The 19754-nt window shown below is 72.3% G+C and carries 17 protein-coding genes; 11 read left to right on the top strand and 6 right to left on the bottom strand.

Annotation, left to right across the window (positions count from 1 at the left end; all coding sequences use genetic code 11):
* Window positions 1-18: 18 nt before the first annotated feature.
* Window positions 19-681 (bottom strand): CatB-related O-acetyltransferase, encoded by a 663-nt coding sequence (locus tag ACFW9D_RS03275; RefSeq protein ID WP_384617169.1) that lies wholly within the window; start codon window positions 679-681, stop codon window positions 19-21.
* Window positions 682-812: 131 nt separating this feature from the next.
* Between ACFW9D_RS03275 and ACFW9D_RS03270 the strand changes: the two genes are divergently transcribed.
* Together ACFW9D_RS03270 and ACFW9D_RS03265 are read left to right on the top strand one after the other, a co-directional pair.
* Complete coding sequence (locus ACFW9D_RS03270; protein ID WP_384617167.1) at window positions 813-1424, top strand: TetR/AcrR family transcriptional regulator; 612 nt, start codon at window positions 813-815, stop codon at window positions 1422-1424.
* Between the two features lie 23 nt (window positions 1425-1447).
* Window positions 1448-3019: a hypothetical protein gene (locus tag ACFW9D_RS03265; protein ID WP_384617164.1), complete on the top strand. Its 1572-nt coding sequence runs from the start codon at window positions 1448-1450 to the stop codon at window positions 3017-3019.
* A gap of 12 nt (window positions 3020-3031) precedes the next feature.
* On the opposite strand, the gene ACFW9D_RS03260 is transcribed toward ACFW9D_RS03265, so the two are convergent.
* On the bottom strand, window positions 3032-3805 hold the full coding sequence (locus ACFW9D_RS03260; RefSeq protein ID WP_188335324.1) for an SDR family NAD(P)-dependent oxidoreductase: 774 nt from the start codon (window positions 3803-3805) through the stop codon (window positions 3032-3034).
* 228 nt (window positions 3806-4033) lie between these two features.
* Between ACFW9D_RS03260 and ACFW9D_RS03255 the strand changes: the two genes are divergently transcribed.
* The 5 genes from ACFW9D_RS03255 to ACFW9D_RS03235 all read left to right on the top strand — a co-directional run bounded on the left by ACFW9D_RS03255 (window position 4034) and on the right by ACFW9D_RS03235 (window position 9466).
* A complete protein-coding gene (locus ACFW9D_RS03255) occupies window positions 4034-5239 on the top strand; it encodes an ABC transporter substrate-binding protein (RefSeq protein ID WP_384617161.1) in 1206 nt (401 codons plus the stop codon).
* Complete coding sequence (locus ACFW9D_RS03250) at window positions 5236-6093, top strand: branched-chain amino acid ABC transporter permease (protein ID WP_384617158.1); 858 nt, start codon at window positions 5236-5238, stop codon at window positions 6091-6093. The genes ACFW9D_RS03255 and ACFW9D_RS03250 overlap by 4 nt, the downstream gene beginning before the upstream one ends.
* A 2-nt stretch (window positions 6094-6095) precedes the next feature.
* A complete protein-coding gene (locus ACFW9D_RS03245; RefSeq protein WP_384617155.1) occupies window positions 6096-7904 on the top strand; it encodes an ATP-binding cassette domain-containing protein in 1809 nt (602 codons plus the stop codon).
* A complete protein-coding gene (locus ACFW9D_RS03240) occupies window positions 7901-8659 on the top strand; it encodes an ABC transporter ATP-binding protein (protein WP_384617154.1) in 759 nt (252 codons plus the stop codon). The genes ACFW9D_RS03245 and ACFW9D_RS03240 overlap by 4 nt, the downstream gene beginning before the upstream one ends.
* Window positions 8660-8824: 165 nt before the next feature.
* Window positions 8825-9466: a TetR/AcrR family transcriptional regulator gene (locus ACFW9D_RS03235; protein ID WP_384617151.1), complete on the top strand. Its 642-nt coding sequence runs from the start codon at window positions 8825-8827 to the stop codon at window positions 9464-9466.
* A gap of 12 nt (window positions 9467-9478) precedes the next feature.
* Here ACFW9D_RS03235 and ACFW9D_RS03230 read toward each other — a convergent pair whose 3' ends face one another.
* Window positions 9479-10216 carry an SDR family NAD(P)-dependent oxidoreductase gene (locus ACFW9D_RS03230; RefSeq protein WP_384617148.1) on the bottom strand — a complete coding sequence of 246 codons (738 nt, stop codon included), beginning with the start codon at window positions 10214-10216 and terminating at the stop codon, window positions 9479-9481.
* Window positions 10217-10487: 271 nt separating this feature from the next.
* On the opposite strand from ACFW9D_RS03230, the gene ACFW9D_RS03225 reads away from it, so the two are divergent.
* The gene (locus tag ACFW9D_RS03225) at window positions 10488-11285 is read left to right on the top strand and encodes an IclR family transcriptional regulator (protein ID WP_188335317.1); all 798 of its coding nucleotides are present in this window, start codon (window positions 10488-10490) and stop codon (window positions 11283-11285) included.
* A gap of 17 nt (window positions 11286-11302) precedes the next feature.
* Here the strand turns inward: ACFW9D_RS03225 and ACFW9D_RS03220 are convergent, their stop codons facing one another.
* Window positions 11303-12508, bottom strand: a complete 1206-nt coding sequence (locus tag ACFW9D_RS03220) for a cytochrome P450 (protein WP_384617145.1) — start codon at window positions 12506-12508, stop codon at window positions 11303-11305.
* A 188-nt stretch (window positions 12509-12696) separates the two neighbouring features.
* On the opposite strand from ACFW9D_RS03220, the gene ACFW9D_RS03215 reads away from it, so the two are divergent.
* The 3 genes from ACFW9D_RS03215 (at window position 12697) to ACFW9D_RS03205 (ending at window position 17036) form a co-directional block, all read left to right on the top strand.
* Window positions 12697-13650 (top strand): PDR/VanB family oxidoreductase, encoded by a 954-nt coding sequence (locus ACFW9D_RS03215; protein WP_188335315.1) that lies wholly within the window; start codon window positions 12697-12699, stop codon window positions 13648-13650.
* Window positions 13651-13747: 97 nt separating this feature from the next.
* Window positions 13748-15409 (top strand): histidine ammonia-lyase, encoded by a 1662-nt coding sequence (gene hutH, locus ACFW9D_RS03210; RefSeq protein ID WP_384617142.1) that lies wholly within the window; start codon window positions 13748-13750, stop codon window positions 15407-15409.
* A 241-nt stretch (window positions 15410-15650) separates the two neighbouring features.
* Window positions 15651-17036: a DEAD/DEAH box helicase gene (locus ACFW9D_RS03205; protein WP_384617139.1), complete on the top strand. Its 1386-nt coding sequence runs from the start codon at window positions 15651-15653 to the stop codon at window positions 17034-17036.
* A gap of 47 nt (window positions 17037-17083) precedes the next feature.
* On the opposite strand, the gene ACFW9D_RS03200 is transcribed toward ACFW9D_RS03205, so the two are convergent.
* Together ACFW9D_RS03200 and ACFW9D_RS03195 are read right to left on the bottom strand one after the other, a co-directional pair.
* A complete protein-coding gene (locus ACFW9D_RS03200; RefSeq protein ID WP_384617137.1) occupies window positions 17084-18595 on the bottom strand; it encodes a DUF4246 domain-containing protein in 1512 nt (503 codons plus the stop codon).
* A 70-nt stretch (window positions 18596-18665) separates the two neighbouring features.
* A complete protein-coding gene (locus tag ACFW9D_RS03195) occupies window positions 18666-19610 on the bottom strand; it encodes a hypothetical protein (RefSeq protein ID WP_384617134.1) in 945 nt (314 codons plus the stop codon).
* Between the last annotated feature and the right edge of the window lie 144 nt (window positions 19611-19754).

Here is a 19754-nt window from a genome sequence, read left to right as displayed (position 1 = left end):
CGGGGTGGGGGGACGGGGTCAGGGCCGGGGGAGCAGCGCGGCGGCCGCCTCCAGTTCGTCGATCGATCCCGACATGATGGTCCGTACGTGCGCGGTGATGTGCTCGACGGGCCAGTCCCACCAGGCGACCGCGAGCAGCCGGGCGACGTCCGCCGGCTCGTAGCGGGTCCGGATGAGCCGAGACGGGTTGCCGCCCACGATGCCGTAGTCCGGCACGTCGCCGGTGACCACGGCGCCGGAGGCGATGATCGCTCCGTGACCGATCCGCACCCCGGGCATGACCATGGCGCCGTGGCCGAACCACACGTCGTTGCCGACGACCGTGTCCCCGCGCCCCGGCAGGCCTGTGATCAGGTCGAAATGCTCGGCCCAGGAGCCGCCCATGGTGGGGAAGGGGAACGTCGACGGGCCGTCCATGCGGTGGTTGGCGCCGTTCATGATGAACCGCGTGCCGGTGCCCAGCGCGCAGTACTTGCCGATCACCAGGCGCTCGGGCCCGTAGTGGTACAGGACGTTGCGCGTCTCGAACGCGGTGGGGTCGTCCGGATCGTCGTAGTAGGAGAAGTCGCCGACCTCGATCAGCGGCGACTTCACCAGCGGCTTGAGCAGGACGACGCGCGGGTGCTCGGGCATCGGGTGGAGCACGGTGGGATCGGCGGGCACGGCGGGAACGGGCGGCATCGTGAAGGCGGTACCTCTCGGCAGGTGGTGCGTACGCGGGTGGCGGAAGCGCGGAGCGTTACTGCGACAACTGTTGCGTTAAGATGCTGTCACAGCCCACGGACGTGGATCAACCGGATACTGGATTCCCGATGTCAGAACCCATGGCCCCCGCGCCCGACCGCCGCCCCGGCGGCCGCACCGCCCGCATCCGAGCCCAGGTCCTCGACGCGGTCCGCGCCGAACTCGCCGAGGGCGGGCACGAGTCGCTCACGATCGAGGGCGTCGCGACGCGCGCCGGCGTGCACCGCGCCACCGTCTACCGGCGCTGGCGCGACGTCGGCGGACTGCTCGTCGACGTCATCGACGCCGCGGGCGAGATCGACTGGCGGCCCCCGGACACGGGTTCGCTGCTCGGCGATCTGACGGCCCTGAACCGGGAGATCCAGGAGTCCCTGGCGGTGCGGCCCTCGCTCGCCGTCGCCCTGATGTCCGCCTCGTTCCACTCCGAACAGGCGGCGCAGGCCCAGACGCGGCTGTGGGCGGACCGGTACGCGCAGTGCGCGGTCCTGGTCGAACGAGCCGTCGAGCGCGGTGAACTCCCCTCCCCGCACACCGACGCTCGGGCCCTGCTGATCGCTGCGACCGCACCGCTCTACCACCGGCTCCTGCTGCTGCGCGCCGAACCCGACCCGGACCAGCCGGAAAGGGACGCGCGGGCGGCGGTGCTGGCGGCCGAAGCGGGAGCCTTCACCGTCCTGTAGGCAGGGCCGGATAGGCTCCCGCGATGCGTATGCGTCTGATACCCGACGACCCGTTCCCCGAGATCGGCCACCCCTTCACGACCGACGTGAGCGCGGACGGCCGGTGGATCGCCGTGAGTTGCCACGCGAACGGCCGTGACGGCCGCGGGCGCGTCGCCGTCTACCGGACGAGCGATCTCGCCCTGTGGGACCAACTGGTGCTCGGACGGGCAGTCGAGACGCTCACCTTCCACCCGGTGCTTTCCCTGCTCGCCGTGGGCACGGGAGAGGGCGACGAGTTCGAGGCGCAGGGCGGACTTCACCTGTACGAGCCCGAGACCCGCCGTCGCGTCGACGTGGAGGTCGCCGGAGCCGAGGTCGTCGCGCTGAGCTGGCGCGACGCGCGGCGCCTGGAGGTGACGTTCAGCGCGCCGATCGTCGACTACGAGGACCTCGGGAACGTGGCGTACACCCGCGCCGTCGCCGAGCGCGACGACTGGAGCCGGGTGACGGCGGACGTGCTCGCCGCGCGGACCGCCTGGCCGCAGGCACCGGCGCAGGTCGACTGGACCGCGGCGAAGGGCCCGGGGGTGGACGCCCCGCAGCGGTACCTGGCCGCTGTCGCCGCGGAGCACGGCACCTCCTGGAGCAGGCGCAGCGGGCCCGCCGCGGTGGAGGCGCTGAGCGACGGCCGAGTGCTCGTCGCGCGGCCCACCGGGACGCTCCTGGAGTGCTGGGCGCAGGACGGCACCCTGCTGTGGTCGCTGCCGGAGCCCGAGGACACCTTCGAACGCAGCGGCTGCCGGCTCCACGTCACCCCGGACGAGGAGAGCGTCTGGATCACGGTCCTGGTCGGCACCAGCGACAACCGCCGCACCCGGTTGTGCCGGTTCGCCCTGGCCGACGGCGCCCCGCTCGCCGAACTCGCCCTCGACTTCCCGGTCGTCATCGCCGCCCGCACGGACGGCGCCTGGGTGGCCAGGGACTCGCGCGACCTCTTCCCGTGGGCGCACTGGCCGCCCGTCCCGAGCGTCGTCCTGACCCCCACGGGACGGCAGTTGGGCACCCTCGAACTGGGGGAGTGCCACACCTCGTTCGACCTTCCGGTCCGCCGCTCGCCGCACCTGCTGTTCCTGTACGGCGACGGCCCCGCCGGCGTGCAGCCCCCGCTGCTGGAGAAGTGGGTCGTGCGGGCGGGCCCCGAGGGGATCGAGCGGCTGTTCCCCCTGTCCTGGGACGACTCCCTCGGGGTTCACCACGGCGGCCCGGCCGTGTACGTGGACGACGCCCTCGGCGCCGGACTCGTCCACGGCTGCACAGGCCGCGACGGCTCGTACCTCGTACGCCGCTCCTACCCGGACGGCGCCGTGGTCTGGGCGCACCGCTTCGACACGGGGATCACCGGGGTCGACGCGCACGACGGACTCGTCCACGCCGTGACGGCCGGCCCGGCCTGCGAACTGCTCACCCTGCGCGGGACGGACGGCGCGGTGCTGCGCCGGCAGCCGCTCGCACTCGGAGCGCACGTCTACACGCCGACCTGTCTGAGCGCCGGCCCGGACGGCGAGCTGCTGATCGGCACGGCCGAGGGACGGATCGTCCGGGCCCGGGCCTGAGCCGGGGCCCGCTCAGACTCCGTAGCCGCCGTCGACGTCGAGCTTCTGACCGGTGATGAAGCGCGCACGGTCGGAGGCCAGGAAGCACACGGCCTCGGCGATGTCCTCGGCGGTGCCGAAGGTGCGCAGCGGGATGTTGGCCATCGCGGCGTCGAGGGCCCGCTGGTCGAGATCGCCGGAGTCCATCAGCCGCGCGGCCATCCCGTCGGTGAGCATCCCGGGCCCCACGCAGTTCACCCGCACCCCGAACCGGCCCTCCTCGGCGGCGAACGCGCGGGCCAGCGCCTCCACCGCCGCCTTCGGTCCAGCCGACAGGCCGTCACGCACCGGATAGCGGCGGGTCGCCGCCGTCGTGACCGCGACCACCGAGCCCCGGCTCTCGCGGAGGGCCGGCAGCGCGGCGTGCAGAAGGTTGAAGAAGGCGGACGCGTCCGCGTCGAGCTGCTCGCGCCAGCGCTCCGGCGAGACGCGGGACAGGTGTGTCATCGGGACGTGCGGGCCCGCGCAGTGCACCACGGTGTGGACCGCCCCGAAGCGGGAGACCACCGAGGCCAGATGGTCGCGGGTGGCGGTCGCGTCCGACAGGTCCAGCGGGTCCGTCGTGACGGGGACCCCGTGGGCGGAGGCCAGCTCGGCGGCGACCGCCTCCGCCTGCTCCTTGTTGCGCCGGTACGTCAGGGCCACGGCCGAACCGGCGGCCGCCAGGCCGCGGCAGACGGCGGCCCCGATCCCTCCGGAGCCGCCGGACACGACGGCCACGCCCGCCCTGTTCCCGAAGTCGCGCATCGCGCGCCCACCTCTCGTGCTCGGAGCGCCGCCCCCAGAACAAGCAGACGCTTGGTCGCGCATCACGGTAGGTGCGCGTCGAGAGCCCGGTCAAGGGGCCGGAATCAACACCAAACAAATGCTTGACCGGTGCGAGATTCGCCGTGCTACGTTTCGCGGCACTAACAAGCGCTTGGTTCGGTTTCGGTGTGTCCTCGGCTCTCCATCGGCTCTCCATAAGGGTTGAAAATGAACAGACGAATCGTTGCGGTGATCGCGTCGGCCACGGGTGTCGCCTTCACCCTCACCGGGTGCGGGGCCGGTTCCGCCACGGAAGGAAAGAGCGCCGACGAGCCCTATCGCGTCCTGGTCACCGGCGGCCTGAGCGCCCAGGGCGTCCTCGCGGACAACTCGGCGACCTCGGTGCTCTCGGCCAAGGCCGGCGCCAAGGTGGTCAACGCGGCGGGCGGGATACTCGGCCGCAAGGTCGAGGTCACCGTCGTCGACGACGCGGGCGATCCGACGACCGCCGTCACCAAGCTCCGTGAGGCGATCAACTCCGACAAGAAGCCGGACCTGTTCCTCGACTCCGGCCCGTCCACCGTCACGGCCGCCGTCCTGCCGATCCTGAAGCAGAACAACATCCTGTCCATGAACGTCGGCCCCACCGCAGACTCCTCGGACCCCGAGGCCTTTCCGCTCAACTTCGACCTGTCGCCCGGCCCTTCCGACTACGCCAAGGGCTTCATCCCCCACCTCAAGGACAAGGGGTACAAGAAGGTCGGCATCATCCACGGCAGCAGCTCCTACGGGGAGACCTTCGACGCCGAGATGACGAAGGCCTTCGACGACGCCGGGATCGAGGTCGTCAAGAGCGAGGAGTACGACGTCGCCGCGCTCGACATGACCCCGCAGCTCCAGGCGGTCCGCGCCGCCGGCCCCGACGCCCTGATCATGGACGGCTACGGCGCCCCGGTCGGCTACCTGCTGAAGAGCATGAAGAAGCTCGGCTGGAACGTCCCGGTCGTCGCCAACACCTCGGTCTCCGCCACCGGCCTGATCTCCACGCCGCCACCCGCCGGGGTCCTCGGCACCGACCAGGTGAAGAACCTGGTGATGCAGGTGTACACGAGCACCAAGTACGACGCCGGGGACAAGGCCATGAACGAGGCGGTCGCGGCGATGAAGTCACTCGGCAAGATCCGCTCCACGCTGATCCTCGGCTACAACTACGACGCGCTGCCCCTCGTCGCGGCGGCCGCCGAGAAGGCCGGCTCGCTCGACGACCCGAAGGCACTCGCCCGAGCGCTCGAGGAGCAGAGCGTGCAGAAGAAGGCCAAGACGGCGATCCTGAACGACTACCACTTCAGCGCCACGGCGCACCGGCCGAACGCCGACGCGGGGGTGTTCCTCTTCATCGCCCCGTCCGAGATCAAGGACGGGCAGTTCCAGTGACGCTGATCTGGGGCGGACTGGCCCTCGGAGCGGTCTACGCGCTGGTCGCCGTCTGCTACAACATCGTCTTCATCTCCTCGAAGACCTTCAACTTCGCCCAGGCCCAGCTCATCATGGTCGGCGCGTTCGTCACGTACACCGGCCTGGTCACCTGGAAGCTGTCCGTCCCGGTCGTCGTGCTGCTCGCCGTCGCCTCGGTCCTCGCCCTGGCGGCGGTCGAGGAACGCCTCGCGGTGCGCCCGGTCAAGGACCCGCACAACATCCTCGTCACCACCCTCGGTGTCTCCATCCTCCTCAACGGAGTCACCCAACTGGTGTGGGGCACCCAGCCGTTGAACGTCCCGTTCTTCGGGGGCAACGAGGTCATGCGGCTGCTCGGCGGCCAGACCTACCCGGTGGAGATCGCGCTCGTCGTCGTGGCCGTCCTCCTCGTGTGGGCGCTCACCCGGCTCAGCCGCCGCTTCCTCGTGGGCCTCGCGCTGCTCGGCATGTCGGAAGACCGCGAGGCGGCGATGCTCCGCGGCGTGGACGTCCGCCGGCTCGCCTTCGGCGCCTTCGCGTTCTCCGGCGCCGTCGCCGGCGTACTCGGCATGTTCGTCGGCCCGAAGACCTTCGCGGTGGCCACGCTGGGCGCCTCCCTCGCCCTCAAGGGCTTCGTCGTCCTGGCCATCGGCGGGTTCGGATCCATGCCGGGCACGCTCGTCGGCGGCCTGGTCGTGGGCCTCGCCGAGGCCCTCGCCGCCCGCTACCTGGGCGGCGCCTACGCCAACATCACTGTCTTCGTCATCCTCGTCACCATCTTGCTGGTGCGACCGGCGGGCCTCTTCGTACGGGTCCAGGAAAGGACGGTGTGACCATGGCCCTGTGGCGAACCGTTCGCGCGGTGCCGGGCTGGGTACCGGCCCTGACGCTCGGACTGCTGGTCCTCGTCCTCCCCTGGGCGGGCCTGGACTTCTCCACGACCCGCCAGGTCCAGCTCACCCTCATCCTCGCCCTCGTGGTGAGCGGCCTCAACCTCAGCCTCGGGTACGCCGGTGAACTCGCCCTGGGACAGGCCGCGATGTACGCCTCCGGCGCCTACGTCGCCGGCCTGCTCTCCAAGGCGGGCCACACCGACATCCTGCTCCAGCTGCTGCTCGCCGGCCTCGGCGCGCTCGCGGTCGGCGTCGTCACCGGCATCCCCGGCCTCCGGCTGGGGAGTTGGTCCCTCGCGATGACCTCGTTCTTCCTCGTCCTGCTCGTCCCCGACGTGCTCGCGATCTTCCCCGGCGCGACCGGCGGCCGGAACGGCCTGAGCGGCATCCAGAGCCCCACCCTGTTCGGCTCCCTGCTCGACGGGACGGGCTTCTACCTCGTCATCGCCGTGGTCGCGATCCTCTGGTTCGCCGTGCTGCGCAACATCGTGACCTCCCGGCACGGCATCGCCCTGCGTGTCCTCAGACAGAGCCCCGTCCTCGCCGCCTCCACCGGCATCTCGGTCTTCCGGATGAAGCTCCTCGCGTACGCGCTCGGCGCCATCCCGGCGGGCCTCGCCGGCGCGCTCTTCGCCAACCTCGACCTGTACGTGTCCCCGGAGGCGTTCTCCTTCGCCTTCGCCACCACCGTCCTTTCCGCCTCCATCCTCGGCGGCTCCGCCAGCGTGTACGGAGCACTGGTCGGCGCCGCCGTCATGCAGTTCGGGCCCAACCAGTCCTCGGGCTTCCAGCAGTACGCCCTCGTCTTCACCGGCGCCTTCCTGGTCATCGGCGGCGTCCTCCTCACCGGCGGCCTCGCCCGCGTCTTCCGCGTCCTCGTCGCCCGCCTCGACCGGAAGGCGACGCCGGCCGACAGCGCCGTCGCGTCGGAGGAGGGACCCGCACCGCGGATCCCTCCGTTCCAGGGCGCGACCCTCACGATCCGCAACGTCTCCAAGGCGTTCGGCGGCAACCAGGCCCTGAAGGACGTCTCGCTCGACGCACGCCCCGGCACCGTGACCGCGCTCATCGGACCCAACGGCTCCGGCAAGACCACGCTCCTGAACATGGTGTGCGGCTTCTACCGCACCGACGCGGGCGAGATCACCCTCGACGGCACCGCCCTGCACGGGCTCCCGCCCGACGGGGTCGCGCGCGCCGGAGTCGCCCGCACCTTCCAGACGCCGAACATCCCCGCAGGCGTCACCGTCCTCGAAGCGGTCGCGTCGGGCCGCTACACGGGACACCGCGCCTCCGTCCTCGCGGCCGTGCTGCGCACTCCCCGGTTCCGCCGGGTGCGCCGCGGGGACCTGGAGGAGGCGGAGCGGATGCTCGCGCTGGTGGGCCTCGGCCATCTGCGCGACACCGAGGCCGTCTCGCTGCCCCTGGGCATGCGCCGGCTCCTCGAGGTGGCCCGCGCCCTGATCGACGCGCCGGGCGTGCTCCTCCTCGACGAGGCGGCGTCCGGCCTCGACGAGCACGAGGTCGAGCGGCTCGCCTCGCTGATCCGGCAGATCCGCGACGCGGGCGGCACCGTCGTCCTCGTCGAACACAACTTCCGGCTGGTCCTCTCCCTCGCCGACGACATCGCCGTCCTCGCCCACGGACAGCTCATCACCACCGGCCCGCCGGAGGAGATCGAGCGCGACCCGCGCGTCCTCAGCGAGTACCTCGGAGTGGAACCCGCCACCACCTCGGGGGAGACCTCATGACGGCACAACAGCCCGGCGAACCGATCCTGCGGGTGCGCGGACTCGGCACCGGCTACGGCGACCTGCGCGTCGTGTGGGACGTCTCCTTCGACGTCTGGCCGGGACAGCTCACCGTCCTGCTCGGACGCAACGGCGCGGGCAAGACCACCACGCTCCGGGCCGTCTCCGGCCTCAACAAGGCGTCCGCCGGCCGCGTGGAACTCGCCGGCCGGGACATCACGAAGGCCGCCGCGCACACCCGCGTGAAACGGGGCATGGCCTACGTCCAGGAAGGCAAACGTGTCTTCCACGCCCTCACCGTCGAGCAGAACCTGCTGCTCGGCGGCTACACCCGCCGCCTCAAACGGCCCGCCCTGCGCGAGGAGGCGGAGCGGATGTACGAGCTCTTCCCCGTCCTCGGCGACAAGCGGGCGCTGCTCGCCGGCACCATGTCCGGCGGCCAGCAGCAGATGCTCGCCATCGCCCAGGCCCTCATGGCCGGGCCCGAGCTCCTGATGCTCGACGAGCCCTCCGGCGGCCTGGCCCCCGTGATCGTCAACGAGGTCATGGAACGCGTCGGCCGGCTGAAGGAGACCGGCATCGGCATCCTGCTCGTCGAGCAGGCCGTGGAGGCGTCCGTCGCCGTCGCCGACCACGTGGCCGTCCTCGACATGGGCCGCGTCGTCCTGTCCGCGCCCGCCGATGAGGTGGACGACCTCCAGGACGCCTACTTCGGCCGGACCCCGGCACCGAGAGCACCCGCTCCGGGCTCCTGAGACCGCGGCCCGCGCCGCCCCGTCCCGGCCCCCGCCGAGCACCGTCGGGGGGGGCCGGGGCATGCCCGAGCCCCGGTGTGGCAAGCTGCGCTTACCGGGGGTAGTAGTGACAGATCGAGCAATTGCTTGGTGGGGGACCCTCTCCTGCCAGGAGGGACGGACGACATGGCGGCAGGGCGGTCCGGGCAGCCGGCGACCACACGGCGCGGATCCAGGGCCGGCGGCCACAGCGGCTCACAGCGGCGGAGCGAACTCCTCGGCATCGCCGCGGAACTGTTCGCCACGCGCGGCTACGCCCAGACGACCGTCCGGGACATCGCCGACGAGGCCGGCATCCTGTCGGGCAGCCTCTACCACCACTTCAGCTCCAAGGAGGAGATGCTCGACGAGATCCTGCGCGAGTTCCTCGACCCGCTCCTCGAACGCTTCACCGCGATCGAGAAGCAGGGGGAGAACCCGGAGCAGGTCCTCGACGAGCTCGTCCGCCACTCCTTCGCGGCCATCCACGCCTCACCCGTCGCCGTGGCGCTCTACCAGAACGAACTCACCATGTTCAGCCGTCAGCCCGGGTTCGAGTACGTCGGCCAGACCGGCAAGAAGATCGAGAAGATCTGGCTCACGGTGCTCAAGGCGGGCCAGAAGTCAGGGGTGTTCCGCCCCGACGTCGACGTCCACCTCACCTACCGCTTCATCCGCGACGCGATCTGGTCCACCGTCCGCTGGTACCGCCCGCGCGGCAAGTACAAGCACGAGGCGGTCGCGGTGCAGTTCCTCCTGGTCCTGCACGGAGGCCTCCACACCGCGTAGGGGCACGGCCGCTCACTGGCTGGCGTATCCGCCGTCCACGAGGAACTCCGCGCCCGTCGAGTAACTCGCCTCGTCCGACAGCAGGTAGAGCACCATGCCGGCGACCTCCTCCGGCGCGGCCAGGCGCTGGATCGGCTGGTGCTTCACCGACTCGTGCGAGCGCTCCGAGTGCGCCGTCATCTCCGTCGCCACCATGCCGGGATGCACCGAGTTGACGCGGATTCCGTACGGCGCGAACTCCTGCGCCGCCGCCTTCGTCATCCCGCGCACGGCCCACTTCGAGGCCACGTAACTGATGATGTACGGGAAGCCGATGACGCCGCCCAGCGAGGAGATGTTGACGATCGAGCCGCCGCCGGCCGCCCGCATCGACGGCAGGACCGCCTTCATGCCGAGGAAGACACCGACCTCGTTGACGTCGATCACCCGCCGGTAGTCCGCCTCGGACAGCTCCTCTATGGGGCAGCGGTGCACGACGCCCGCGTTGTTCACCAGCCCCGTCACCCCGCCGAACGCCTCCTCCGCGCGGGCCACCGCCGCGTTCCACGAAGCCTCGCTCGTCACGTCCAGCTCGGTGAACAGGGCGCTCCCGGCGCCCAGTTCCGCCGCGAGGGCCTCGCCCTCCTTCACCAGGACGTCGCCGACCACCACCTTGGCGCCCTCCGCGACCAGGCGCCGCGCGAACGCCGCGCCCATGCCGCGTGCGCCGCCCGTCACCACGACCACCTTGCCGTCCGCCCGTGCGCTCATCCCGTGCCCTCCGTACCCTTCGACGGCCGTCTGCCGCGTGAGGCGTGATGCTCGCAGCGGACCCCGCCCCCGCGCCCGGTCCCCGTCCCGGTCACCGGAACAAGCGCTCCCCGCCACCCCGCCGGCGGCCTACGGTCGCCGGGCCACCGCACCAAGAGCGCCGAGGGCCGGGAGCCGAGCCCTGAGAGGGTGGTTCTCACAGTGTGAGAAGGGGGTGTGCGCGGAGCCCTGCCGTGCGGCACGGTCGTGGTCCCAGGCCGAGGGAGGCTCCGTGGCACCATCCGTCCCCGAGCGCGAGGGGCGTACCGGCACGTCGTCGGCGGGCTCCTTCCAGCGCGGACTCAACGTACTGATCACCGTCGCCGAGTCGGGCGAGGCCCGGGTGGAGAAGATCGCCGCCGACGTCGGCATCCCCGTCAGCACCGTCTACCGGTACCTGCGCACCCTGCGCGACATGGAACTCGTGGAGGAGCGCGGCGGCACCTACGCCCCCGGCTGGCGCCTCCTGGAGATCTCCGGCCAGCACCTCACCCACACCCGCCTCGTCGAACTGGGCCAGGGCGTCCTCGAGGAACTCACGGAGACCACCGGCGAGACCGCCGTCCTCACCGTCCGGGTCGGCACCCAGGCCATGTGCCTGCGCCAGACCCAGTCCGCCCAGCCGCTGCGCATGGCCTTCCGCATCAACCAACTCCTGCCGCTCTACGCGGGAGCCGGCCAGCGCGTCCTCCTCGCCCACGCCCCGCGCACCGTCATCGACCACGTCCTCCAGCAGCCGCTGCGCAGCATCACGCCCCGCACCCTGGGCCGCGCCCAGCTCGCCGGCGAGATCGAGCAGATCCGCCGGCGCGGCTTCCTCGTCACCCGCGGCGAACTCAACGAGGGCGCCGTCGCGGTGGCGGTCCCGGTCGTCGCCGGGGGAGAGGTGCTGTGCGCGCTGACCGTGGCCGGACCGGAGAACCGGTGCGGCTCGGACTGGCGCCGGCACGCCCGCGGCCGGCTCCAGGCGGCCGGGCTGCGGCTCGGCGAGATCCTGGAGCACCGCGCCGGGCCGCCGCCCACCGGCTGAACGGCGGCCGCGCGGCCTCAGGCCGGGGTGATCCGCACCGGCAGGCTCTTCCAGCCCCGCAGCGTGTTGTGCAGGAACGGCACCGGCTCACCCGTGAGCTCCACCGTGCGGACCCGCCGCGCCAGCTCGCTGAACAGCACGTCCATCTCCAGGCGGGAGATCGGCTGCCCCACGCACTGGTGGATGCCGATGCCGAACGCCAGGTGCCCGGACGCGTCCCGCTCGATCCGGTACGCGTCGGCGTCCTCGCCGAACCGGCGCGGGTCCCGGTTGGCGGCGCCCATGAACAGCGCGACCTTCACGTCCTCCTCCAGGCGCACGCCGTCGACCGTCGTCTCGCGCGCGGTCGTACGGAAGAACGACTGGAACGGGGACTCGAAGCGCAGCGCCTCGTCGATCGCGAACCGCGCGAGGGACGGGTTCGCGTGCAGCGCCGCCCACTCGGAGGGGTTGGTGACCAGGCACTTCATGGTGTTGCCGATGGACAGCACCGTCGTGTCCAGGCCGGCCGACAGCAGGGCACGCACCAGGCGCGTGGCCTCGTCCGGGCTGATCACGCCCTGGTCGGCGTACTCCCAGATCTTGGCGCCGAGGCCGTCCGGAGACAGGTTCTCGCGGGCGCAGTTGTTCATCACCCACTCCACGGTCCCCTCGCCGGCGGCGAAGTAGGCGTCGTAGCGGGCGTCCTCGGGGCCGAACGCGGAGAAGTTCATCGCGCCGTGCGGCAGCAGGTTCTCGGCGCGGCCCTCGCGGGGGATGCCGACCGCGTTGCCGAACACCTCGATCGGGAACAGTTCGGCCATGTCCGTGATCGCGTCGAACTCCCGCTCGTCCAGGATCCGGTCCACGAGCCGCACCGCGAACTCCTGGAACGCGGCCCGCAGCGCCCGCACGTTGCGCGGCGAGATCACCCCGGCCATCGCCGTGCGCAGCGGGGTGTGCAGCGGCGGGTCCGAGTCCAGGATCCCGGCGGGGCGCCACGGCGGCTGCTGGTGGTAGTTGCGCGGCCCGACCCCGGCCCCGGAGATGAACGTCTCGTGGTCGGCCAGGATCCGCCGGCACTCCTCGAACCGCGTGAAGGCGTGCACCCCGTACTTCTCCAGCCACACCGTGGGCCCGGCGTCGCGCAGGCGGTCGAACAGCGGATACGGATCGGTCAGGTTGGCGTCGTCGTACGGGTCGTCCAGGACGGACGTGACGACGTGGCCGGCGGTCCCGGACATCGGGCCTCCTTCGGGTCGGTACGGGTGGACGTGCCGAACCGTAGGCGCGCGGCGGACACCCGGGACACGGCCGTTATCACCTGCTGAGAACCACCGTTGCCGCGCCCCGGCCGACGTCAGCACGATGCGGGTGATCGGGGCGCCGCACGACGCGCCCCGCGGACGGCGAGTGCGGAGACGGAGGAGCCATGCCGGCGCAGCAGTTCGTGACCGTCAAGGTCGAGGAGGTGACGCGGGAGGCGGCGGGAGTCGTCTCCTTCGTCCTGGCGTCGCGCGACGGCCGGGCCCTCCCGGCGTGGACCCCGGGGTCCCACATCGACGTCGTGCTCTCCCGCGACCTCGTCCGGCAGTACTCCCTCTCGTCCGGCCCCGACGAGGCGCGCTGGCGGATCGCGGTGCTGCGCGAACCCGACGGACGCGGCGGCTCCGCCCACCTCCACGACCGGGTCAAGGTGGGGGACCACCTGCTGGTGAGCACGCCCCGCAACACCTTCCCGCTGGACCTCGCGGCCGAGCGGCACGTCCTCGTCGCCGGTGGCATCGGGATCACGCCGCTCCTGCCGATGGCCGCCGCGCTGGAGGCCGCGGGCAAGCGGTGGACCCTGCTCTACCTGGGGCGCTCGGCGACCTCCATGGCCTTCGCGGACGAGCTGGGCAAGTACGGCGACAAGGTCGTCCTCCACCGTGACGACGAGTCCGGCGTCATCGACGTCGCCGCCGCACTCGACCGGCTGGGAGCCGGGCACGCCGACCTGTACGCGTGCGGACCGGCCGGTCTGCTCGCCGCCGTCGAGGGCTACGCCGGGAGCCGCCCCGGCAGCCGGCTCGTCCTGGAGCACTTCACCGCCGCCCCCGACGCCGCGGGACGCGAGGACGACCACGCGTTCACCGTGGTCACCCGCGACGGCCGCGACATCACCGTGGGCGCGGACGAGTCGATCCTCGACGCCCTGTCCGCCGCCGGGGTGCGGTCGCTCAGCTCCTGCCGCGAAGGCGTGTGCGGGACCTGCGAGACCGGCGTCCTCGAGGGCGAACCGGACCACCGCGACCGCGTGCTCTCCGAGGACGAACGCGCCGCGGGCGACACGATGATGATCTGCGTCTCGCGCTGCCGCGGCGAGCGCCTGGTCCTGGACGTGTGAGGGCCGCGGGCCGCCGCCGTCGCGGCTGCCCATCATGAGAAGTGCCGCGACACCGTCGCGTGCGACGAGGTACGGAACCGACATCAGGAGGAAACCCATGACCGAGCCCGTGACCCTGGGCGAGGCGCCCGTCTCGCTCGACGACCTCGTCGCCGTCGCCCGCGGCGGCCGGGAGGTCGTCGTCGGCGACGCGGCCGTCGAGGCGATGCGCGCCGGCGAACGGTGGGTCGGCTCGATCATCGAGGACATGCGCGCCGGAAAGCCCGTCGAGCCCATCTACAGCATCAACACCGGCTTCGGCTCCCTCGCGGGACGCCAGGCCTTCGACACCGTCGAGGACGCCGCCGAACTGTCCCGCCGCCTGATCGTCTCCAACGCCAGCGGCGTGGGCCGCCACCTCGACCACGAGGTCGTCCGCGCCGCCATGCTGATCCGCGCCGCGAGCCTCACCCGCGGCTACTCGGCCGTCCGCTCCGAACTGCCCGAGACCCTCGCCCGGATGCTCTCCGCGGGCGTCCACCCGGCCGTCCCCGAGTACGGCTCGCTCGGCGCCAGCGGCGACCTCATCCCGCTGGCCCACCTGGCGATCGTGCTGTCCCGCCCGGCCGGCGAGGACGCCGAGATCGACAGCGGCGAGGCGTTCTGGGACGGCGAACTCATGAGCGGGGTCGCCGCCATGAAGCACGCCGGGATCGAGCGGATCACCCTGCGCGCCAAGGAGGGCCTCGCCCTCACCAACGGCACGTCCTTCTCCACCGCGCAGGTCGCCCTCGCCGTCGCCGACGCGGAGAACCTGCTCGCCACCGCCGAGATCACCGCCGCGATGTCCATCGAGGCCCTGATGGGCTTCGGCGACGCGTTCCTTCCGCAGATCCACGAGGCCCGCGGCCACCAGGGGCAGATCGAGTCCGCCGCCCGCATCCGGCAGCTGCTCGGCGACAGCGGTCTGATCGACGGCGACGTGGACCGCGACCCGACCCGCAGGCCGCCCCAGGACGCCTACTCGCTGCGCTGCACCCCGCAGGTCCTCGGCCCCGTCCGCGACACCCTGCGCTTCGTGCACGGCATCGTCGAGACCGAGATCAACGCGGCCACCGACAACCCCCTGGTCTTCCCGGACCTGCCCGCCGGCCGCTCCCTGAAGGCCGTCTCCGGCGGCAACTTCCACGCCGAGTACCTGGCCTTCGCGGCGGACTTCCTCTCCATCGCCGTCACCGAGATCGGCAGCATCGCCGAGCGCCGGCTGTTCCGCCTCGACGACGGCTCGCTCAACCGGGGACTTCCGGACATGCTCGTCGCCAGCGAGAAGGTCGGCATGGACTGCGGCTACATGCTGCCGCAGTACCTCGCGGCGGCCCTGGTGTCGGACTGCAAGACGCTGGCCCACCCCGACAGCGTCGACTCCATCCCGACCTGCGCGAACCAGGAGGACCACGTCTCGATGGCGAACAACGCCGGCCGGCACGCCCGGCAGGTCGTCGCCAACATCGAGGCAGTCATCGGCATCGAGCTCCTCATGGCCGCGCAGGCGCTCGAACTGCGCCTCGCCGAGCAGGACGCCGACCCGTCGGTGCTGTCCTCCGCGAGCCGGGCGGTCCTCGGCATGCTGCGCTCGACCCGCTCCGCCGACGGCCGGCCCGTCGACCACCTCACGCAGGACGTCGTCATGTACCCGAGGGTCCGCGCGGCCATCGACCTCGTGCACCGCGGGGCCGTCGTCGACGCCGTCCGCACGGTGCACGCGCACGAGCCCGCCTGAGCGGACGGCGAGGTGTGCGGGGTCGGCGTGGTGCGGGGGTGGCGTGGTGAGGGGGCCGCGCGTGCTCGCCCCCGCACAGTGGGCACTGATCACCGAGGGCCGGACCGGCCTCCCGTGCTAGCCTTGTGCGTTTGTGGCCTCGCCGCGCCCCCGCTCCGTACGGGGGCTCCGGCCGGCGGCCGCGTCCCCGCCGCGCCTTCCCCGGTACGTCGGTACGGTCCCCTTCGGAGGAAGGCTCTCAGTGAGCGAATCAGCACGCGCCGACGCCCGGCGGCAGGACGACGAGTCCGCCGCGTCCTTCAGTGACCTGGGACTCCCGGCCGCGCTGCTGCGGACGCTCGACGAGCACGACGTCAAGGTGCCCTTCCCCATCCAGGCGGCGACGCTGCCCAACGCCCTCGCGGGACGGGACGTCCTCGGCCGGGGCCGCACGGGCTCCGGCAAGACGCTCGCCTTCGGCCTCGGTCTGCTGGCCCGCACGGCCGGCCGGCGCGCCCAGCCGAAGGAACCCCTCGCGCTCGTCCTCGTGCCCACCAGGGAGCTCGCGCAGCAGGTCGGCGAGGTGCTCACCCCCTACGCGGACGCCCTGAAGCTGCGGCTCGCCACCGTGGTGGGCGGCGTGTCCGTCGGCCGGCAGGCCGCCGCGCTGCGGGACGGCGCCGAGATCGTCGTCGCCACCCCGGGGCGTCTGCACGACCTGATCGAGCGCAAGGGCTGCCGTCTCGGCCGCGTCCGCATCACGGTCCTGGACGAGGCCGACCAGATGTGCGACATGGGATTCCTGCCGCAGGTCACCGAGATCCTCGACCAGGTGCGGCCCGACGGGCAGCGGATGCTGTTCTCGGCCACCCTCGACGGTGACGTCGACCAGCTGGTGCGCGGCTATCTGCGCGACCCCGCCGTGCACTCCGTGGACCCCTCGTCGAACGCGGTCTCAGGGATCGCGCACCACGTCTTCGTCGTGCACGGCCCGGACCGCTGGTCCGTCGCCACGGAGATCGCCGCCCGCGACGGCCGCGTCCTGCTGTTCCTGGACACCAAGCACGGCGTCGACCAGCTCACCCGGCATCTGCGGGCCAGCGGCGTGCCCGCCGCCGCCCTGCACAGCGGGAAGTCCCAGCCGCAGCGCAGCGCGACCCTGGCCCGGTTCAAGAACGGGCAGGTCACCGCGCTGGTGGCGACGAACGTCGCCGCGCGCGGCCTGCACGTGGACGACCTGGACCTCGTGGTCAACGTCGACCCGGCCACCGATCCCAAGGACTACCTGCACCGCGCGGGCCGCACCGCCCGGGCCGGCCGCACCGGCACCGTCGTGACGCTCGCCCTCTCCGGGCAGCGCCGCGAGACGAGCCAGGTCATGGCGGACGCCGACGTCACCGCCAAGGTCACCAAGGTGCGGTCCGGCGAGGCGGAGCTGAGCCGGATCACCGGCGCCCGGGTCCCCTCCGGAACGCCTCTCGACGGCGGGCCGTCGACGCGCCCCAAGAACCAGAACGCCCCGTTCCGAGGCATCGGCACCAGCAAGGACACCAAGAGCGCCTCCGGTGCCAAGCCGTCCCGCAAGAGCAGCGAGGCCCGCAAGCTCGCCGAGGCCCGCAAGGCGGCCCGGGTCCGGCGCGGCGGCTGAGCCCACCGCGCCGGGGACCGCCGGGTGTCAGCGCCCGGCGGTCACGCTCAGTGCTCGCAGAGCGAGAACTCCCGTTCGTAGAGCTGCTCGTTGTGCTCGGTGACGAAGAACTTCCGCTCCCGCATGAGCTCTTCGCGGTACTCCTTCGCCTGGGCCGGCGTCATCGTCGACGTCTCGGCCCACGGCTGCTGCGGCGGCACGTCGGAGGTCGACACGATCGTCTCCGACGGGTCGACGAGGAAGAACGCCAGAATCTTGCGGTACCCCGGGCGGGAGGGGTCCTCGAGGCGGAACGCGTCGACCCGGTGCTGCAGGACGTTCGGGAACGCCAGGCAGCGGCCCGCCGGGGTCGACGCCGAGCCCAGCACCTGGCTCAGCGCGTCCTCGTTCTCCAGGCCGTAGACGTCCCGCACCCCGTTGTCGTCGTTCTGCTCGTAGTCCGGGTCGTCGAGCGCCGCCCGGAACCCCAGCCGGCTCTCCGTGATGTTCTCGCTGTCCCAGTAGTAGATGCCGGTCGAGACGATCCGTTCGTTCAGCATCCCCTCGACGTGCCAGGAACCCCCCGCGTACTCGGGGCTGTCCGGGGTCAGGTGGATGGTGGCGAGCTTGACGATGACCTGAAGCCGGCGCCCGCGCAGGCCGACCCGGGCGGACGCGTCCGGCAGTTCGGGCGGCGTGAAGACCGGGGCGTCGGGAACGACCGGGCGGCGGTTCTGCCACCAGTCGTCCTGGGCCACCTCCCAGGCCCGCACGGCTTCCTGGTACGCCTCCTCGTCGTCGCCGTACGAAGCCTTGTCCGGACACTCCGGCTCCGAGTCGTACCACCCGAAGGGATCGGCCTCGATGCGCGGCGGCCGCGGATGCCGCAGATCGGTGAGCACGTTCTCCCAGAGCGGCAGCATCCGCGCGAACAACTCCGGCAGAACGGCAGCCAGTTCACGATGCCGCTCGGGGTGGACGTTGTTGACGTACGAGCGGAATGCGGCGCTGCCGTCCTCCGCGACATCGACGTCCGTCGGCAGCCACTGGAACTTCTCCGAGAACTCGTACTTCGTGTACCGGTCGGCCCGATGGTCCCAGGCCCGCTCCGGCGCGCCGCTCACGTCGCGCACGAGGCAGAACAGCGACGGATGCACCAGATCCAGCACCTGCCCGCCGGACCCGGGATGCCAGTCCTTCTCCGCGTCCGGCACCTCCTCCAGAACCCGTACGGCCTCGCGCAGCCGCGACCTCAACGCGTCGTCGACCAGCGTGTCCGACTGCCACACGCCGTGGACGCCGGACACCTCGATCCCGGTCCGCTCGTCCCTCAGCGCGGCGTAGTGCGCGAGCTCCGCGAGCACGTAACGGACCTGCGCCTCGGTGAGCCCCTGCGCGTGCGCCTCCCGGGTCCAGCGGGCGACGATCTCACCGTCCCGCATCTTCTCGAACCACCGCGCCTTCGCCCGGATGTGCGCACTGCACCGCATCATCTCCAGCTCACGCAGCGTGCGCGGTGCCGCGAAGGGTAGGGAACGGGACGTCTGAAAAGGCAACGGAAAAGCGGACTGGCCGGACAACTCTCTTGATCCTCCCGGTCGGTGAGCGGTGCCGGGAAGACTACGGGAGGGCACTGACAGCGCCGCCCGTTCACCCCGGCCCCGCCTCACTCGGCGAGGGCACGGACGGGAGGGCCACGTGGCGCAGCCGCGCGGTGATCTCGCGGCCCGTGTCTGCCGCCGACGACGCGGCGGGGACACCGAGCCGGTCGGCGAGTTCGCTGACGCACAGGTCCGCCGCGGTCTCTACCAGCGTGGCCAGAGTGTCGGCTCCCGCCGGGGCGCGCAGCACCGCGACGACGACCAGGGCGATGCCGATCAGCGCGGCGGGCCACCAGACGGCGGCGAGCAGGCAGTTGAGCAGACCCCAGGCCACCAGCCGGGCATGGGCGGAGTGGGCGGCACGGGCGGCAGTGACATCAGCCCGCAACCCGTCGGGCAGTACGGTCCACAAGCGGGGCCAGACCAGGGCGATGTCCTCCAGGCCGTTCACTTCGGCGATCCGCAGCCCCGCACGAGCGAACCGGTCGCCGACCCTGGTCGGGAACACCGGCCGGGCAGGACCGAGAACGGCCCTCCTGCGCCGGCGGCGGCGCACGTGTGCCGCCGCCCGGTCGGCGTCGATCGAACCGGGCGCGGCCCGGGCCGCCCGCAGAATCGCCGCTTTCAGCTCCCGGGTCGCCTCGTCCCAGCGGCGCTGCCGCCGGCGCAGGAGCCATGACATCAAGGGGCGGTCGGCGGGCAGCGCCCACCACCGCTGGACCAGACCGCCCATGGTTGCGGAGAGCAGCCCGATGCCCGCCGCGGCCAGGAAGAACACTCCGGTGACCAGGAAGAGTGTGCCCGGAGCATGGGCCGCCGGTCGTGCCGCGATCTGGTCGAGCCAGCCCTCGAGCCGCCCGCGGTCGAAGGGGTGGGTCTGGCCCAGACGCAGGCCCACCGCCAGCAGGACCGTCCACAGGAGGCCGGGCAGAAGGAGGGCGCCGGCCCACCTTTCGGCGAGTTTCGTGCCGATGCCGGCGAGGACGGAGTTCACCGTTGGACCGGCGGATAGGGCGTCATCCGGCAGTCGGGGGGGGGGGGGGGCGCGGGGGCGCCCCCCGGGGGGGGGGCGGGGGGGGGGGCGGGGGGGAGAGACCCCGCCCCCCCGGCGCGCGCGCGCCCGCCGCCCCCCCCCCAC

Origin of the sequence: Streptomyces sp. NPDC059524 (assembly GCF_042749255.1) — a bacterium.
Taxonomy (GTDB): domain Bacteria; phylum Actinomycetota; class Actinomycetes; order Streptomycetales; family Streptomycetaceae; genus Streptomyces; species Streptomyces xanthii.
This window is presented reverse-complemented; position numbering and strand designations above follow the sequence as displayed.

Excerpts from the sequence above, each read along its gene's own strand:
- ACFW9D_RS03275 (WP_384617169.1), bottom strand. The coding sequence starts at position 681 with ATGCCGCCCGTTCCCGCCGTGCCCGCCGATCCCACCGTGCTCCACCCG.
- ACFW9D_RS03270 (WP_384617167.1), top strand. The coding sequence starts at position 813 with ATGTCAGAACCCATGGCCCCCGCGCCCGACCGCCGCCCCGGCGGCCGC.
- ACFW9D_RS03265 (WP_384617164.1), top strand. The coding sequence starts at position 1,448 with ATGCGTATGCGTCTGATACCCGACGACCCGTTCCCCGAGATCGGCCAC.
- ACFW9D_RS03260 (WP_188335324.1), bottom strand. The coding sequence starts at position 3,805 with ATGCGCGACTTCGGGAACAGGGCGGGCGTGGCCGTCGTGTCCGGCGGC.
- ACFW9D_RS03255 (WP_384617161.1), top strand. The coding sequence starts at position 4,034 with ATGAACAGACGAATCGTTGCGGTGATCGCGTCGGCCACGGGTGTCGCC.
- ACFW9D_RS03245 (WP_384617155.1), top strand. The coding sequence starts at position 6,096 with ATGGCCCTGTGGCGAACCGTTCGCGCGGTGCCGGGCTGGGTACCGGCC.
- ACFW9D_RS03240 (WP_384617154.1), top strand. The coding sequence starts at position 7,901 with ATGACGGCACAACAGCCCGGCGAACCGATCCTGCGGGTGCGCGGACTC.
- ACFW9D_RS03235 (WP_384617151.1), top strand. The coding sequence starts at position 8,825 with ATGGCGGCAGGGCGGTCCGGGCAGCCGGCGACCACACGGCGCGGATCC.
- ACFW9D_RS03230 (WP_384617148.1), bottom strand. The coding sequence starts at position 10,216 with ATGAGCGCACGGGCGGACGGCAAGGTGGTCGTGGTGACGGGCGGCGCA.
- ACFW9D_RS03220 (WP_384617145.1), bottom strand. The coding sequence starts at position 12,508 with ATGTCCGGGACCGCCGGCCACGTCGTCACGTCCGTCCTGGACGACCCG.
- ACFW9D_RS03215 (WP_188335315.1), top strand. The coding sequence starts at position 12,697 with ATGCCGGCGCAGCAGTTCGTGACCGTCAAGGTCGAGGAGGTGACGCGG.
- hutH (WP_384617142.1), top strand. The coding sequence starts at position 13,748 with ATGACCGAGCCCGTGACCCTGGGCGAGGCGCCCGTCTCGCTCGACGAC.